Source organism: Mucilaginibacter sp. R-33 (assembly GCF_049949235.1).
Taxonomy (GTDB): Bacteria; Bacteroidota; Bacteroidia; order Sphingobacteriales; family Sphingobacteriaceae; genus Mucilaginibacter.
In genome coordinates this window covers 1,199,149-1,216,235 of the sequence record NZ_CP188089.1, presented here as the reverse complement: position 1 = coordinate 1,216,235, position 17,087 = coordinate 1,199,149, and the positions used below count along the sequence as shown (strand labels likewise).

Annotated in this window: 15 protein-coding genes; 6 read left to right on the top strand and 9 right to left on the bottom strand. The window is 43.0% G+C overall.

The genetic code is table 11. The annotated features are described in order from the left end of the window. Positions 1 to 4 precede the first annotated feature (4 nt). Positions 5 to 2,182, top strand: coding sequence for a glycoside hydrolase family 3 N-terminal domain-containing protein (locus ACP26M_RS05345; protein WP_426586834.1), 2,178 nt, complete (start codon positions 5 to 7; stop codon positions 2,180 to 2,182). Between the two features lie 157 nt (positions 2,183 to 2,339). On the opposite strand, the gene ACP26M_RS05340 is transcribed toward ACP26M_RS05345, so the two are convergent. Then, positions 2,340 to 3,563, bottom strand: a complete 1,224-nt coding sequence (locus ACP26M_RS05340) for an RNA polymerase sigma factor (protein ID WP_426586832.1) — start codon at positions 3,561 to 3,563, stop codon at positions 2,340 to 2,342. A gap of 40 nt (positions 3,564 to 3,603) precedes the next feature. Further along, complete coding sequence (locus tag ACP26M_RS05335) at positions 3,604 to 3,954, bottom strand: YciI family protein (RefSeq protein WP_176627490.1); 351 nt, start codon at positions 3,952 to 3,954, stop codon at positions 3,604 to 3,606. 191 nt (positions 3,955 to 4,145) lie between these two features. Between ACP26M_RS05335 and ACP26M_RS05330 the strand changes: the two genes are divergently transcribed. Then, positions 4,146 to 5,132 (top strand): aldo/keto reductase, encoded by a 987-nt coding sequence (locus ACP26M_RS05330; protein ID WP_426586830.1) that lies wholly within the window; start codon positions 4,146 to 4,148, stop codon positions 5,130 to 5,132. 84 nt (positions 5,133 to 5,216) lie between these two features. Continuing rightward, positions 5,217 to 5,567: a TfoX/Sxy family protein gene (locus tag ACP26M_RS05325; protein ID WP_426586828.1), complete on the top strand. Its 351-nt coding sequence runs from the start codon at positions 5,217 to 5,219 to the stop codon at positions 5,565 to 5,567. A 190-nt stretch (positions 5,568 to 5,757) separates the two neighbouring features. Here ACP26M_RS05325 and ACP26M_RS05320 read toward each other — a convergent pair whose 3' ends face one another. The 3 genes from ACP26M_RS05320 to fbaA form a co-directional block, all read right to left on the bottom strand. After that, the gene (locus ACP26M_RS05320; RefSeq protein ID WP_426586826.1) at positions 5,758 to 6,183 is read right to left on the bottom strand and encodes a GNAT family N-acetyltransferase; all 426 of its coding nucleotides are present in this window, start codon (positions 6,181 to 6,183) and stop codon (positions 5,758 to 5,760) included. Further along, positions 6,140 to 6,658, bottom strand: coding sequence for a low affinity iron permease family protein (locus tag ACP26M_RS05315; protein ID WP_090527640.1), 519 nt, complete (start codon positions 6,656 to 6,658; stop codon positions 6,140 to 6,142). Before ACP26M_RS05315 ends, ACP26M_RS05320 begins: the two co-directional genes overlap by 44 nt. A 102-nt stretch (positions 6,659 to 6,760) precedes the next feature. Then, on the bottom strand, positions 6,761 to 7,840 hold the full coding sequence (fbaA, locus tag ACP26M_RS05310) for a class II fructose-bisphosphate aldolase (protein WP_090526963.1): 1,080 nt from the start codon (positions 7,838 to 7,840) through the stop codon (positions 6,761 to 6,763). Between the two features lie 269 nt (positions 7,841 to 8,109). On the opposite strand from fbaA, the gene accD reads away from it, so the two are divergent. The 3 genes from accD to ACP26M_RS05295 all read left to right on the top strand — a co-directional run bounded on the left by accD (position 8,110) and on the right by ACP26M_RS05295 (position 11,932). After that, positions 8,110 to 8,955, top strand: coding sequence for an acetyl-CoA carboxylase, carboxyltransferase subunit beta (gene accD, locus ACP26M_RS05305; RefSeq protein WP_176627784.1), 846 nt, complete (start codon positions 8,110 to 8,112; stop codon positions 8,953 to 8,955). Between the two features lie 319 nt (positions 8,956 to 9,274). Further along, the gene (htpG, locus tag ACP26M_RS05300; RefSeq protein ID WP_426586823.1) at positions 9,275 to 11,158 is read left to right on the top strand and encodes a molecular chaperone HtpG; all 1,884 of its coding nucleotides are present in this window, start codon (positions 9,275 to 9,277) and stop codon (positions 11,156 to 11,158) included. A 258-nt stretch (positions 11,159 to 11,416) separates the two neighbouring features. Continuing rightward, on the top strand, positions 11,417 to 11,932 hold the full coding sequence (locus ACP26M_RS05295) for a DUF4251 domain-containing protein (RefSeq protein ID WP_426586821.1): 516 nt from the start codon (positions 11,417 to 11,419) through the stop codon (positions 11,930 to 11,932). 93 nt (positions 11,933 to 12,025) lie between these two features. Here the strand turns inward: ACP26M_RS05295 and eutC are convergent, their stop codons facing one another. From eutC to ACP26M_RS05275, 4 genes are all read right to left on the bottom strand, one after another. After that, on the bottom strand, positions 12,026 to 12,784 hold the full coding sequence (gene eutC / locus ACP26M_RS05290; RefSeq protein ID WP_426586819.1) for an ethanolamine ammonia-lyase subunit EutC: 759 nt from the start codon (positions 12,782 to 12,784) through the stop codon (positions 12,026 to 12,028). Between the two features lie 181 nt (positions 12,785 to 12,965). Continuing rightward, entirely contained in the window at positions 12,966 to 14,336 is a 1,371-nt protein-coding gene (locus ACP26M_RS05285; RefSeq protein WP_426586817.1) for an ethanolamine ammonia-lyase subunit EutB, read from the bottom strand. 97 nt (positions 14,337 to 14,433) lie between these two features. After that, positions 14,434 to 15,786 carry an ethanolamine permease gene (gene eat / locus ACP26M_RS05280; protein WP_426586815.1) on the bottom strand — a complete coding sequence of 451 codons (1,353 nt, stop codon included), beginning with the start codon at positions 15,784 to 15,786 and terminating at the stop codon, positions 14,434 to 14,436. Between the two features lie 281 nt (positions 15,787 to 16,067). Next, positions 16,068 to 16,997 carry a sugar phosphate isomerase/epimerase family protein gene (locus tag ACP26M_RS05275; RefSeq protein ID WP_426586813.1) on the bottom strand — a complete coding sequence of 310 codons (930 nt, stop codon included), beginning with the start codon at positions 16,995 to 16,997 and terminating at the stop codon, positions 16,068 to 16,070. Positions 16,998 to 17,087 lie beyond the last annotated feature (90 nt).

Here is a 17,087-nt window from a genome sequence, read left to right as displayed (position 1 = left end):
AAAAATGGCTTCCACCATAAAACACAAACTCCTATGTTGTTTGGTAATGCTTACGGCATTACTAAAATTTTCTACCGCAAATGCACAAGCTCCTTTTTATAAAGACGGTTCGCAATCGATTGATTCACGCGTAAAAGATCTTTTATCAAAATTAACCATCGAAGAAAAAATCTCCTTATTAGGCTACCGCAGCCAGGCCGTGCCACGTTTAGGCATCCCTGCCTATAACTGGTGGAACGAGGCTTTGCATGGCGTAGCCCGTGCCGGTGAAGCTACCATATTCCCACAGGCTATCGGGATGTCGGCTACATTTAATGAAGATCTGTTAAAACAGGTATCAACGGCCATATCAACTGAAGCCCGTGCAAAATATAACCTGGCCATTGCACAAGACAGGCACCTGCAATACATGGGACTTACCTTTTGGACGCCCAACATCAATATTTTCCGCGATCCGCGCTGGGGACGCGGGCAGGAAACTTATGGCGAAGACCCTTTCCTGACCGGCCGTATGGGCTCAGCTTTTGTTAAAGGTTTGCAGGGCGATGATCCTAAATACCTGAAAACATCTGCCACGGCCAAACACTTTGCCGTACACAGCGGCCCCGAAGCCACCCGCGATAAATTTGACGCTAAGGTTGATGAAAAAGACCTTCGCGAAACCTACCTGTATGCTTTTCACGAACTGGTTAAAAACCACGTTGAATCGGTAATGAGCGCCTACAACCGTGTTAACGGTGTACCAAACTCTATCAATAAAATGCTACTTACCGACATTCTGCGGAAAGAATGGGGCTTTAACGGCCATGTAGTAACCGACTGTGGTGCCCTGGATGATGTGTACCTTACCCACAAAACACTACCAACTGCGGTTGAAGTAGCTGCTGCTGCCATTAAGGCTGGTGTTGACCTGGATTGCTCGTCCGTTTTGCAGAACGATGGTATTAAAGCTATTAAACAAGGCCTGCTTACCGAAAAAGATGTTGACCAGGCCCTGAGCGCTATCTTACGCACCGAATTTAAACTGGGCTTTTATGACGACCCGGCCGCTAATCCTTATCATGGTTACGGCGCCGACAGTGTTCACAATGAACAACATTTGGCTTTGGCCCGTAAAGTGGCCCAGCAAAGCATGGTATTGTTAAAGAATAACAGCAATGTTTTGCCATTCAAAAAAAGCAGCTACTCCAGCATTATGGTGGTTGGGCCAAACGCGGCCTCGCTCGACGCCATGATAGCTAATTACCACGGCACCAGCAGTAAAGTGATCAATTTTGTTGAGGGCATTACCGGCGCGGTTGATAAAGCTACCCGCGTTGAATATGACCTTGGATGTGATTATAAAGATACCACCCATTTTGGCGGCACCTGGGCTGCGGGTAATGCTGATGCTACCATTGCTGTGATAGGCCTCTCCCCCGTTTTGGAAGGCGAAGCAGGCGATGCTTTCCTGTCTGAAAGCGGCGGCGATAAAAAGACACTAAGCCTGCCTGCCAGCGAAATTGCTTTTATGAAAGAGCTGCGTAAAAGTGTAAAAAACAAACCTCTTATTGCTGTAATTACCGCAGGTAGCGATGTTGATATATCCGCTATTGAGCCTTATGCCGATGCCATTATATTTGCCTGGTACCCCGGCGAACAGGGCGGTAACGCTTTAGCTGATATTATTTTTGGCGAAGTTTCGCCATCTGGTCACCTGCCGCTTACTTTTTATAAAGATATGAGCGACCTGCCTGATTACAGCGATTACAATATGAAAAACCGCACCTACCGTTACTATACCGGCCCGGTACAATATCCTTTTGGTTTCGGTTTAAGTTATACGTCGTTCAGCTACACCCTGGGCAGTAAATTAAAAAACACCTACAAAAAAGCCGATACCCTTGCAGTAACAGTAAACGTTAAAAACATCGGTAAATTTAATGGCGATGAAGTAGTGCAGGCGTATATTAAATATCCCAACATCGACAGGATGCCTGTTAAAGAATTAAAAAGCTTTAAACGCATCAGTCTGGAGCAGGATAAAGAAGGTACCGTTACTTTGAAAATCCCTGTTCAGGATTTACAAAAATGGGACCTTGCCACACACAAATGGAAGCTTTATCCCGGCAGCTACAAATTAGTACTGAGCAGCAGCTCGGCCGATGAAAAGTTGGTAGCTGATTTCAAGATATCTAATTAAAAACTAATAAAGACTTACGAAGTTTTAAAAACTTCGTAAGTCTGGTAATACTTAAAGGTGTCATTGCGTGGAACGAAGCAATCCCAAGCTATACAGGGAGAACCTGCTTATCGGGGATTGCTTCGTTCCTCGCAATGACGTTTTTTTTATAACTAACTCACAGTAAAGCCTCTAAATCCTTCATAATTCTACTTTTATCTGTAGCGGTCTTAGCCAGTTTCAGGGCAGTTTGCAAATGCGATACTGCCTTTTTACGATCTACTCCTGTATACAAGTAACCAAGCAGTACATGGTACAAATGATTGGTATCCAATTTTAACTTTTCGGCCTCACTAATTGCTTTCTCCTTCCCTTTTACCTTTGCCAAGGCATAAGCCCGGTTCAACGCAGCCGCAGGCGAATAAGCCGCGATAAGTAACCTGTTGTAGAGCATTAATATATTTTCCCATTTTTCGGTAGCATCAGTTTTAACGGTATGCCAATAAGCTATAGCAGCTTCAATATGATATTTACCGGCGCCGTTTCCTTTAGAGGCAAGGTTTAGGTAGTATCGCCCCTTTACTATCAGTTCATCATTCCAAAGCATTCTGTCCTGGTCATCATAGCGGATCATTTCGCCATATTCATCTACCCGGGCATCAAACCTTGAAGCATGAAAACACATCAATGATAACAAGGCATTCACCTCGGGCAGGTTGGTTTGCTTGTTTTCTATAAGGAGATAGTTAAGCCGCATGGCTTCTAAACACAAATCTTTTCGCAATGTAGTGCTCTGGCAGCTGGAGTAATAGCCCTCATTAAACAGCAGGTATAAAGTTTTCAGTACGATGCCCAGCCGGTTAACAATATCAGCCGGTTCAGGAAAAACGATCTTTACTTTTTGTTCCCGAAGCTTTTCCTTAGCCCTGAACAGGCGTTTATTAATGGTTTCTTTATTTGATAAGAAAGCCTCGGCAATTTCATCAATTCCGAAACCGCAAAGGATGCGTAACGCCAGGCCAATCTGCGCCTCGGCCGGCAATACCGGGTGACAAATAGCAAACATCATTTGCAGCTGGCTGTCGCTAATATTTTGGTCAGAAAGATCGATCTCTGCCTCGTAATTATCCTCTGCAAAAATCCCTTCGGCTATTTTTTGCTTAAACCGGGAGCCACGTCTTACATAATCGGTTGCTTTATTGCGGGCCACGGTATATAACCATGCTTTAGGATTATCCGGCAACCCCTTGATTCCCCATGTTTCGGCAGCAGTGAGGAAAGTATCACTGGCAATATCTTCGGCGGCTTCTATATGTTCAAAGCCGAAATAATGGCATAATACCGCGATTATCTTTTGATACTCGGAGCGGAACAAATGTGGTAGAAGCTGATCTTGCTGCATAAAACCAGCAGCCTCCCGTATATGGGAGGCTGCAAATCAATTACACTTCCATTGGGATGATAGGACGAACTTCAACACTGCCCCCTACCGACAGGATCGGGCAGCCCTTTGATAACTCCGTGGCTTCTTCCAGCGATGACGCTTTGATAATACTGTAACCCCCTATGGCTTCCTTAACCTCAACATAAGGGCCGTCTGTTACCACATTGTCAGGTTTTACTACGCTGCCAGCGGTATCCAACCTATTGCCTACAGCAACCAGTTTGTTTTGCGCGGCAATCCCGCCAATCCATTCGCGCCAGTAATTCATCATGGTTTGCATCTGTTCGGGCGACCGCGTTGCTGCAGTGGCTTCTGCGTCTCTTCTGAAGATCAATAAGAACTCGTTCATGTTTTTTGAATTTAATGGTTAAAAACCAAAAGACGATCAGGGTTGGCTGAATTGGACAACCACTCATTTTTTTTCAAATTAACCAGAAAAAGTTAATCTGCAATGTATAACCTTACATAATACTTATAAATTGAGGTTGATGTGCTTTTGTTATTTCACGTACTTTGATAGTACAACAATACTACCACGTTATGAAATACAGAAAATTAGGAAATACCGGACTTGAACTTTCGGCCATTGGACTGGGATGTATGGGCATGAACCATGCTTACGGCCAGCCGGATGACGATGAATCAATAGCCACCCTTGAAAAATCAATAGAAATAGGTATTAACTTTTGGGATACGGCCGATGTTTATGCCAATGGCCGCAATGAAGAATTAGTATCAAAGGTATTGGTACCCAATCGTGATAAGATCTTCATTGCCACCAAATTTGGTTTCAGGGCCGGTGCCGATGGCAAGCTGACTGAATTTGACGGCTCGCCGGCTTATCTTAAAACCGCGGTTGAGCAGAGCTTAAAACGCTTAAAAACGGATGTGATTGACTTGTACTACGCCCACCGAATCGACCCAAATGTGCCTGTTGAGGACATGGTTGGCGCCATGGCCGATCTGGTAAAAGAAGGTAAGGTAAAATACCTGGGCCTGTCTGAAGCTTCGGCAAACTCTGTCCGTCGTGCACATGCGGTGCATCCAATTAGCGCCTTACAAAGTGAATATTCCTTGCTAACGCGCGATGTAGAGGCTGAGGTATTACCAGTTTGCAAAGAGCTTGGGATTTCATTTGTACCATTCAGTCCGCTGGTGCGCGGTTTGGTAACAAACGCGTTGGATGTAACCAAACTGGCTGACAACGATTTCAGGAAAAGCCTGCCCCGTTACCAAAGTGCCAACGCCGAAAATAATATGGGCCTGGCTCATGAGTTTGCACAACTTGCGGCTCAAAAAAATTGCACACCTGCCCAACTGGCACTTGCCTGGGTGCTGGCACAAGGCGATAACATTATCCCTATTCCCGGAACAAAGAGGAGAAAATACCTTTTGGACAATGCAGGTTCGGTTGATGTGGAATTAACAGCCAATGATTTACAGGATATTGAAACCGTTTTAGCTAAATACCCGGATACCGGCGACAGGTATAACGAGGCTAATTACAAATTTGTTGATAAGAATTAATTGTAATTTTATTTCACGAAGGCGCTAAGAAGCCGGATTTCCGTTGCTTGTCTTAGCGCCTCTGAATGAAAAAATATAACCCTTATGGCATATAACGAACAAATGGCTGATCGTATCCGCGAAGCATTAATGGACCTTCCGGTAGTGGAAGAAAAGAAAATGTTCCAGGGAGTTTGTTTTATGGTAGATGATAAGTTATGTGTTTGCGTACGCGATAATAGCATCTTGTGCCGCATTGGTGAACAACAGGCATCTGTTGAGCTTGAGAAGGGAAACTGCAACCAAATGGTAAGCGGCGAAAGGGTGATGAAAGGCTATGTTTATGTTGAAGACTTCAACCTGCGAACCAACGACCAGCTGAATTACTGGATTAATTTGTGCCTTGAATTTAACCCATTAGCAGAGGCATCTAAAAAGAGGAAAAGAAGTAAATAACAGTAGCCCTGCCTATAATATTTGTTTCTTTCGATTCAAATACAACAAGGTGTCATTTAGAAACGAGGAACGAGTGGGAAATCTTATAAGCCATGCTCAACGAATTTTACAAAGCGGCTTACTTGATGTAGAAGATTTCTCCTCTCCCCCAACGCACATACCTTAACCTCGTCGAAACGACAAAGTTTTTCTACTTCTTCACCATTTTATAATGTTTGATCCCGGCTTCTTCAAACTCCGGCCCTGATACTTCAAAGCCCAGTTTTTCATAAAAAGGCACAGCATGGGTTTGCGAATTAAGATAAACATAAACCGCATCGGCCGGCAAATCAGTTAACACCGCTTTCACCAGCTCCCCTCCTATACCAAGTCCTCTGAACGTTTTCAATACGGCAAACCGTTCAAGCTTATAACCATTTTCGGTTTTACGCCAGCGGCAGGCACCGGCCGGTTTCCCATCAGCAGTAGCTAAAAAATGATGGGATACATCTTCATGTTCGTATTCCAGGTCGGGAGGGCAATTTTGTCCAACTACAAATACTTCCCGCCTTATGGCATGCACGATATCAAGATCAGCTTGCTCCGTTACTTTTTTTACTATGGTTTTTGCGGGCATTGATGTAATGCGGTTTTGTTTTGAAATGATTGAGTTTTGTGGTGTGGTTTTCCCTCGCGGCATCAATAGAGTGCGTACAGGTGATATCATCTTCCTCTTCGGCAAGGCCGGCCAGTTCCACATAAAATTTATGCAATTGATCGAGCTCCTTTTCGGTAATATCTTCAATATCAACCATCCGGTTACTTGCCCCCTGGTGCGAGGCAAGCAGCTCATTCAGTTTCAAATGTATAGCCTTCGAATCTTTATTTTGTGATTTCTGGATCAAAAAAACCATCAGAAAAGTAACCACAGTGGTACCGGTATTGATAACCAGTTGCCAGGTATCTGAATAATGGAATAACGGTCCGGTTATTCCCCAAACAATGATAATACCAAAAGCCGTGATAAATGCGCCCGAACTGCCCGTGGCTATAGTGGCCCAATTGGCAAAGCGTTCAAATAAATTCTTTTTCTTTTTATTAATTTCAACCATATAGCAGACTTTATCTTTTTTTAATGGAGCCGCCAGCTGCCTGTAAACAACAAAGCGCCTGTACAACAAATGTACAAGCGCTTTGTTAATTTCTGATGAATATTATAATTTGCTGTAAACGTCGATACAGTTAAGGTCTTCAAAGGCAACAGAAAGCCTTTTTACAAAGTTTTCCTCACCTTTACGTAACCAAACACGCGGGTCATAATATTTCTTGTTGGGAGAATCCTCACCATCCGGGCTGCCGATCTGGCTTTGCAGGTATCCTTCTTTTGATTTATAGTAATCTTTAATGCCTTCCCAGTAAGCCCATTGCATATCGGTATCAATATTCATTTTGATAGCACCGTATGAAATAGCTTCGCGGATCTCTTCCTGGCTTGAACCAGAACCACCGTGGAATACAAAGTTGATCGGTTTTTCGGCAGTTAAACCAAATTTTTGTTTAACATACTCCTGTGAGTTATGCAGGATAACCGGTTGTAACTTAACATTACCTGGTTTGTACACACCATGAACGTTACCAAAAGCAGCAGCTACAGTAAAACGGGGGCTTACTTTTAAAAGGTGCTCATATGAATAAGAAACCTCCTCTGGTTGGGTATATAAACGTGAACTGTCAACGTCAGAATTGTCAACACCATCTTCTTCACCGCCGGTTACACCCAATTCAATTTCAAGGGTCATACCCATTTTAGCCATACGCTCAAGGTATTTAGCCGAAATTTCAATATTCTCTTCAATAGGTTCTTCCGAAAGGTCGAGCATGTGCGATGAAAATAAAGGCTTGCCGGTTTCAGCAAAAAACTTCTCGCCATGATCTAACAAGCCGTCAATCCAGGGTAATAATTTCTTGGCAGCATGGTCTGTATGCAGGATAACCGCTACGCCATAATGCTCAGCCAACAGGTGAACGTGCTTTGCAGCAGATACACCACCTAAAATACAAGCCTGAAGTTTTGAATTATCCAATGATTTGCCGGCGTAAAACTGTGCACCGCCATTTGACAGCTGAATAATAACCGGAGAGTTAACAGCTTTAGCTGTTTCCATAACTGCATTGATAGTGTTAGTACCAATAACGTTTACTGCCGGCAAAGCAAACTGATGCTTTTTTGCTGCTTCAAATAGTTCCTGCACCTGATCGCCGTGCAGAACACCTCTATAATTTTTTAAATCCATTAGCGTTTATTTGGGGCTCGAAGTTATAAAATTTATTGAATTCGGATAAGCAATCTTAAAAGTATATTAAAACGGTAGTAAAAATAGGGTTAATTTAAAAATATGATATAATTAATTAACAATCCGATCCTTTTATTACAAAAATAGCATTAAATAAGTAATTAAACTTTCAAGCAAACAATTTGCCCTCCATAACTTTTTATATACCGGCACTACATGTTTAATATTTTTTGTTTCTTTGTACCCAATTGAAAGAGTTAGACACAGATATGGCATGGTTTAAACGAGAGTTGAAAGGGATAATTACGACTACTGAGGAAAAAAAGGAAGCCCCCGATGGCATCTGGAATAAATGCCCTAATTGTAAAAAACCTTTACACTATTCTGAGCAGGTAGAAAATCAATATGTGTGCCATTACTGTGGCTTCCACCTGCGCATAGGTTCAAAAGAATATTTTTCGGTACTATTTGATAATAACGAGTTTACAGAACTTTTTCCTGATCTTACCTCGGGTGATCCGCTTCATTTTGAAGACACCAAAAAATACACTGACCGGCTTAAGGAAACTCAGCACAAAACAGGTTTAAAAGATGCAATAAGGGCAGGCGCCGGTAAAATTGACGGTCAGGACCTGGTTATTGCCTGTATGGACTTTAACTTTATTGGGGGATCAATGGGATCGGTAGTTGGTGAAAAGATAGCCCGCTCTATTGATTACTGTATCCAACATAAAGTTCCGTTCCTGATGATCTCAAAATCAGGTGGTGCGCGCATGATGGAAGCCGCGTTTTCGTTGATGCAGATGGCTAAAACATCAGCCAAACTTGCCTTACTTGCACAGGCAAAAATCCCTTATATCTCATTACTTACCGATCCTACTACAGGCGGTGTAACAGCATCATACGCTATGTTAGGCGATATCAATATTGCCGAACCTGGCGCGCTGATAGGTTTTGCAGGGCCAAGGGTAATTAAAGAAACTATTAAAAAAGATCTACCGAAGGGTTTCCAGACTGCCGAATTTGTGCAGGAACATGGCTTCCTTGATTTCATTGTTGACAGAAGAGAAATGAAAGAAAAATTAGCCTCGTTTATCAAAATGATGGCCGATTAACGATATAAGCAATCTTTATTATATGGTAAGGGATAAGCTTAAATGTTTATCCCTTATTTTTTTGCTATAGCTTTTGGAAAATCGTCATTGCGAGGAGGAACGACGAAGCAATCGCGAACTCTGCAGGGGCACTTACATAGCCGTCTGTAAAGTTGGGGATTGCTTCGTATCTTGCAATGACGTGTGAATAAGCCTTACCTCCACGACCTATCTGACCAAAACCCCTCATCCTGCCATTTTGACAATATAATAACAATTGGAACACACATTGATGTTGCATTGGCGACAATCATTAAATCAATCCTATTAAAATATAGTTATGCAAGAAAAAGGCAGCATTTCGATCCACACCGAGAACATTTTCCCGATCATTAAGAAGTTCTTATACTCTGATAATGAGATATTTCTGCGCGAGCTGGTATCAAACGCGGTAGATGCTACCCAAAAAATTAAACGTTTAGCTTCATTAGGCCAGTACACCGGCGAACTTGGCGACCTCCGTGTTGAGGTTGCTTTTGATGCAGACAAAAAGACCATCACCATTAGCGATAATGGTATCGGTATGACCGCGGAGGAGATCAAAAAATACATCAACCAAATCGCATTTTCGGGCGCTACCGAATTCATGGAGAAATTCAAGGAAGCTAAAGATGCCAACGAGATCATTGGTCGTTTTGGTTTAGGCTTTTATTCAGCATTCATGGTGGCTGATAAGGTGGAGATACAAACCCTGTCGTACCAGGAAGGTGCTGAGCCTGCTTTCTGGGTATGCGACGGCAGTACCGAATTTGAAATTGGCGAAGGTGTTTTAGAAGAGCGCGGTACTGAAATTACACTGTACATCAACGATGAATCGGCTGAGTTTTTAAGCCAATACAAACTACAGGAGATCCTTGATAAATATTGTAAATTTTTGCCGGTGCCTATCAAATTCGGCACTAAAACAGAATCTGTTGAGGATGGTGTTGACGAAGAAGGTAAACCAAAATATACTTCAGTGGAGGTTGATAATATCATCAACACTACCAACCCTATCTGGACAAAAGCACCTTCTGAATTAAAAGATGAAGATTATCTTGACTTTTACAAACAACTTTATCCTTTCAGCGAAGACCCATTATTCTGGATCCATCTTAACGTAGACTATCCTTTCAACTTAACAGGTGTACTATATTTCCCTAAGCTGAAAAATGATTTCGAGTTCCAGAAAAACAAGATCAAACTATTCAGCCGCCAGGTATTTATTACCGACGAGGTAAAAGACATTGTCCCTGAATTTTTAATGCTGTTGCATGGTGTTATCGATTCACCGGATATTCCGCTTAACGTATCAAGAAGCTTTTTACAGGCAGATAGCAACGTTAAAAAGATCAACAGCTATATCACCAAGAAAGTAGCTGATAAATTGTCAGACCTGTTCAAAGCAGACCGTAAAGCTTACGAAGAAAAATGGACCGACATTGGCCTGTTTGTAAAGTATGGTATGGTGAGCGAAGACAAGTTTTATGACAAAGCCAAAGACTTTGTTTTGGTTACCAACACCGAAAAACAAAACTTTACGCTGCCCGAGTATAAAGACAAAGTTCAAGCTAACCAAACAGATAAAGACGGTCAGCTGGTTTACATCTACACTAATGATCCGGCAAAGCAGGATTCGTTTATCCAGTCGGCCAATAAAAAGGGTTATGATGTGCTGGTAATGAATTCTCCTATCGACAATCACTTCATCAGCCAGTTAGAGCAGAAATTAGAGAAAACATCATTAAAACGTGTCGACGCGGATGTAGCTGATAAACTGATCAAAAAAGAAGACACGCCTGAAACCGTACTTACTGAAGAGCAAAGCACCCAGGTTAAGGACATTTTTAATAAAGCCATCAACAGGCCTGCATACAATGTACAAATTGAAAGCCTTAGCCCCGATGAATTGCCTGTTACAGTAACTATGGACGAATTTATGCGCCGTATGAAAGATATGGCATCGATGGGCGGTGGCATGAGTTTTTACGGAAACATGCCTGATAACTACAAAGTAATTGTAAATGGCAACCACAAACTGGTAAGCCGTATTTTGCAGGAAGAAGACGAAACTGTACAGGCGCAGCTTTCAAAACAGGCTTTTGACCTGGCGCTGTTATCACAAGGTTTACTAACCGGTGCAGATTTAACCGAGTTTGTTAAACGCAGCGTTAGTTTGATATAATATTTCAAATCCCCTCTTGAGAGGGGGCGCGGAGGAATGAGCGTTAGCAGGGGTGTGTTTCTGCGTTAGAGTTATCAAAGCAGAAACACACCCCTCCACCCCTCTCAAGAGGGGAATCGCACAAGCTGGCCCTTTTTGATATTTTCTATTTCAAAAGCCACCCAAACCGGGTGGCTTTTTGTTTAAAAGATTGTTTAAATTTGAGAGTACTTAAACCTAAATAACTCTTTGCCGTCTAAATATTTAAACATTTATATCATGAAAATCTTAAACAAGATAGCCATTGTGGCTGCATTCATATTTATTGGGCTTAACGTAACTTATGCCCAGACCAAAGCCGAGAAAAAAGCGGCAAGGCAAGCTGAGATCAAAAAAATGATCGATGATCAAAACTTTGTTTTTAAAGCAAACTACGCTTTGCCGATGCGTGGCGGTACAAGGCCGCTTACCTCTGATTACGATCTCACAGTAAGTAAAGATACCATTGTATCATTCTTACCTTATTTTGGCAGGGCCTATGTAGCTCCACCTCCCGGAACAACAGATGGCGGAATCAAAGTTAATACTACAAAGTTTACATACTCATCGACCCCAAAAGGCAAGGGCTGGAATATCACTATTAAACCCAAAGAAAAAAACATAGCCGACTGGCGCGATGTGCAAACATTTAACCTGAGTATTTCGCAGGATGGCTACGGCTCCCTGCAAGTGATTAGCAGTAACCGTGATCCAATATCATTTAATGGTTATGTGGAAGCGAGAAAAAGTAAGTAGGTAAAGCTTAAAAGCTAAAAGCCCAAGGCTTAAAGCAGTAAAATTGGCCCGGAGCATAAAGCTTTGGGCCTTTTGCTTTCGGCGTTCAGCTTATCAACCTTCAGCTATAAGCCCCGCGTTATCCTTCAGCTCCACTCCCGACAGTTTCCGTTTAAATGCTTCGTTAATTAAATAGAAAATTTTCCTTGCTGCTTTTTTATAGGTTAAACCTTTGGGGCGGATATTGGAAACGCAGTTTCGTGATTCGTCTGTCAAACCGGGCCTGGGGTTATAGGTAAGATATGCACCAAGACTATCCGCGGCACTTAGACCAGGGCGTTCACCTATCAGGATCAGCGAAAGTTTAGCATTCAATCCATATCCAATATCATCCCCAATAGCTACCCGGCCCTGCTCCACCAGGCTTATCGGCGCAAGCTTTAAGCCATTAGCAACTAATAAAGGAATTAGCGCGTCGAGCAAGCCAACGGTATTTTCATTTACCGCCGTTGCAGAGAGGCCATCAACTATCATAATGGCTACATCACTTTCATTACTGTAGCTGTTAAGCTCATTCAATGAGGCCTCATTAAGCTTACGTCCAAGATCGGGGCGTTGCAGATACTGCCGCCGGTCGGTTACCTGGCTGTGCAGGTGCAGAATAGGTTGTTCAAAGTGTTTAAGTGAATTACTTAGTTTGCCTAAATTTAATTCAGAATATACAGCATCCCGGGCATGTGCGTGCGCCAGTTTAAACTCAAGCGATTGCTTCAAGGGGATACTCGTTCCCACCCGGCCAATAGCTATCCTTGCAGAAGTAAACTCCTGCAAAGCCTTCAATGGCCCAATTTCATGTGGGATGTTTCGTTTCATTCAATAAAAAAAATGTCATTGCTGGCGTAGCGTGGCAATCCCGTAACAATTGCATGTCCAATTTGTATAGCTATGAGATTGCCACGTCGCCCCGAATGCTCATGTCCACACGGCTCCTCGCAAAGACATGATTTTATCGTCACTATAAAGAACCTTTTACCATTCGCGTTTTCCATTCACCTTAAAAAATCCCACCCAGCAAGCCATGCTCCCTAACAGGCAGCATATAGCCTTTGTCATCAACAATCCCCTGCTTTATCAACCACCCCTCAAACTCGGGGGCTGGTTTCAAGCCTAATACTTTGCGCAGGTAAAGGGCATCATGAAACGATGTTGACTGGTAATTAAGCATAATATCATCCGAGCCCGGAATACCCATCACGAAGTTGCAACCCGCTACACCAAGCAACGTAAGCAGGTTATCCATATCGTCCTGATCGGCTTCCGCATGATTGGTATAACAAACGTCAACTCCCATGGGCAAGCCAAGCAGTTTTCCGCAAAAATGATCTTCAAGCGCGGCACGAATAATCTGTTTGCCATCATACAAATATTCGGGGCCAATAAAACCAACTACAGTATTCACCAGCAAAGGATTAAACTTACGGGCGACGGCATAGGCCCTCACTTCGCAGGTTTGCTGATCTACCCCGAAATTGGCATTGGCCGATAGGGCGCTACCCTGTCCGGTTTCAAAATACATTACATTATTGCCAACAGTACCCCGCTTTAACGATAGTGTGGCCTGGTAAGCTTCCTCAATCAAGCTTAAATTAACCCCGAAGCTGGCATTAGCTTTTTCCGTGCCTGCAATAGATTGAAAACATAGGTCGACAGGGGCACCTTCGTTAACCAATTGTAATGTGGTAGTTATGTGGCTTAGCACGCAGGTTTGTGTAGGAATGTCGAAACGGTGCCGTAAGTCATCCATCAAAGTTAATAAACTGCTTACCGCCGCTGGACTATCAGTTGCCGGGTTGATGCCTATAACAGCATCGCCGCTGCCAAATAATAAACCGTCGATAATGCTGGCCGCTACTCCCCGCGGATCATCAGTTGGGTGGTTGGGCTGTAAACGGGTACTGAAATGCCCTTTTAAACCGATAGTATTGCGAAAGCGGGTAACTACCTGGCATTTATTGGCCGTGGCAATCAGATCCTGGTTACGCATCAATTTAGATACTGCAGCAACCATTTCGGGTGTTAAGCCGGGAGCTATAGTTGTTAAAGTAGCACAGTCAGTTTCATCACTTAATAACCAATCGCGCAGTTCACCAACCGTTAAATGACTGATGTGGCTAAAGGCTGTCTCATCATGATCATCAATAATAAGGCGGGTAATTTCATCATCCTCATAAGGGATCACCACTTCGTTTAAAAAATTTTTAAGCGGCACATCGGCCAGGGTAATTTGTGCAGCCACACGTTCCTCATACCCGGCGGCACAAAGCCCGGCCAGTTCATCGCCCGAGCGATAAGGCGAAGCCTTCCCCAGTAACGTTTTAAGGTTGGGAAATTTATAAACCCGGTGATGTATGTTGTGGCGGTACATATTTATATCATTATGTCATTGATCATTGGGTCATTTTTTTCAATCATTATGTCATTGGGTCATTATTCAAAAAGCGAACAAACAAATGACTTATGACTCAATGATTAATGACCTCATCATCCATCGGTGCGCTCATCATGTCTTCTGTTAATGCAACTTTATGTTTACCCATCACTATAAAAATCAGCAATACAATTACTAATCCTCCTGCAAAAATGAGGCTCATATCGGGGTTAAAATATATAGTAGCAAATAAGCATACTACACAAATAACCAAAGCTATTGCCGGGAAAACCGGGTATACCGGGGCCAGGAAGGGCCGGTTTAAGCGCGGCTCCTTTTTGCGTAGTATAAACAGGCTCAGCATACTCATGATATACATAACCACTGCACCCAGTACCGAGAGCATGATGATCTGATCTGTTTTAAATTTATAAATGAAGATGGAACTTACTATACCGCTTATCACAAGGGCCCAATGCGGCGTTTTGAACCTGCGGTTAATATCAGATAGCATCCGGGGTAAATATCCACTGCGTGCCATGGCAAACACCTGCCGCGAAGAGGCGAGAATAATACCATGCAGCGACGCGATCAGTCCAAATAAACCTATACTGGCAAATACTTTCGTTAAACCATTGCCCTTACCTAATACAATACCAATAGCCTCGGGCAGCGGATAATCCAAATGGCTTAGCTTACGCCAGTCGGTCAGGCCACCGGTTATGATCATTACGCCTAAAGCCAGCACCACCAATGTTATGATCGCCGAAATATAGCCACGTGGGATATTCCTTTTGGGGTTCTCCACTTCTTCGGCCACCATGGCTACTCCTTCAATAGCGAGGTAAAACCAAACTGCAAAAGGCAAGGCTGCAAATACGCCAGCCCAACCAAAAGGCATAGGATTTGTAAGATAGTTTACCATTTTAAAATGCGGCGACACAATGCCGAGGTAAAGCATTAGTTCAACCACAGCAAGTATGGTAATGAACACCGAAAAGGTTGCCGACTCCTTTACGCCCAACATATTGAGCAGGATAAAAAGAACATTAAAGCCCATGGCGGCCGCAGTTATAGGAATTACCGGATATAAAAAGTGAAGGTAACTTCCCAAAGAAACCGCCACGGCAGGCGTAGCGACCAGGAAGTCCACAAGCGTTGCATAACCCGCTATCAGCCCGCCAAATGGCCCCATGGCTCGATATGCGTAAGCAAAAGCGCCGCCCGCATGAGGTATGGAGGCAGTTAATTCGGTATAACTAAAAATAAATGTAATGTACATTAAGGTGATAACCAGGGTGGCTATGAGCAAACCTATAGTGCCGGATACAGCCCATCCCAAATTCCACCCGAAATATTCGCCCGAAATAACCAGACCTACGGCTATGGCCCATAAATGGATAGGTTTCAAAACCCTTTTTAAATGTTCTGTAGATGTTTCTGCCATGCGCCGCTGTTATAAATAAATATTTTATCGCCTTAAATTACTCAACAGGCAGGTTAAATCAAAATTACGGCACATTATGGAATTGTTAAGCCCTGCTTTTTAAAAAAACACAACAAATTACAGCATCATCTTATATGAAAAAGCTTACAAACCAAAACAGCACAAAACTCAAAGCTGCCCATAGCCACTAACAACAAAAACAGCGGGTAAAATTCAATTTACCCGCTGTCATTCTATTATAAAAACAATCAACAGTTAGTGATTCAAACTACTTTTCCTATTTAAACCATTAACTTATCTTTCAAATAAGCCATACTTGCGGTAATACTTGCAAAGGCATCCTTAGGCATATCATGCTCGACAAAAAAGTGCTGCATCCCTGCTGATTTCGCCGCCGCGAAAATCGGTTTAAAATCAATGGTGCCGCCACCTACCGGCTGTATATTTCCCCTGCCGGCGTCCAGATCCTTCACGTGCCAAAGCGGGAAACGCCCCGGGTGCTCCTTAAACATCTCCACCGGATTTTTACCTGCTTTAACAGCCCAGGCCAAATCAAGCTCCATTTTTACATTATTTGCATCGGTTTCACTTAGCAGCAGATCATAGGGTACTTTGCCATCAACTGCATGGAACTCCATATCATGGTTATGATAAGCAAACTGGATCCCCGCTTTTTTTGCAGCCTCCCCTGTTTTGTTTAATACCTCAATGGTGCCTTTTATTTCTTCAAGTGTAGCCGTAGGCGAATTAGCACAAACCAGGTATTGAACGCCGCCTTCAGCAACCTCGTCAATCACCTGCTGCATATTATCGCGCAGGTTCAATACAGGAGGCAATACCATCGGCTTACCATCTGCACCTGCAGGCATTTTTGCTCCCGGTGGCAGTTTAAACGGAGCGCCAAGAACATGGTGCGAAGTCCAGCTCATGCCCAGGTCATTCACCATAGCTTTAAATTCTTTAGGTTTCATACCATAGTATCCGCCTTTTTTACTAAAAGCCGATTCTATTTCTTTGTAGCCAATAGCGGCTATTTTGCTAAGCGTACCCTTAACATCTTCGTCAATAACGCCAAAAAAAGTAAACAACTGTAACCCAACAGGATGATGCTCCATATTAGTCAAAAAACCTGCCGCTTTGCCCGATAAGGCCATGCCGCCAAGCACCAATGCCCCGGTGCCTTTAATAAAATTTCTTCTGCTGTAATTCATGCTTCGATAATGGTTAATAATTAACTGGTACAGTAAAGCTAATTAATTAATAATGAGCAAAGAAATTTTATTGTGTCTTTTTTACACAAT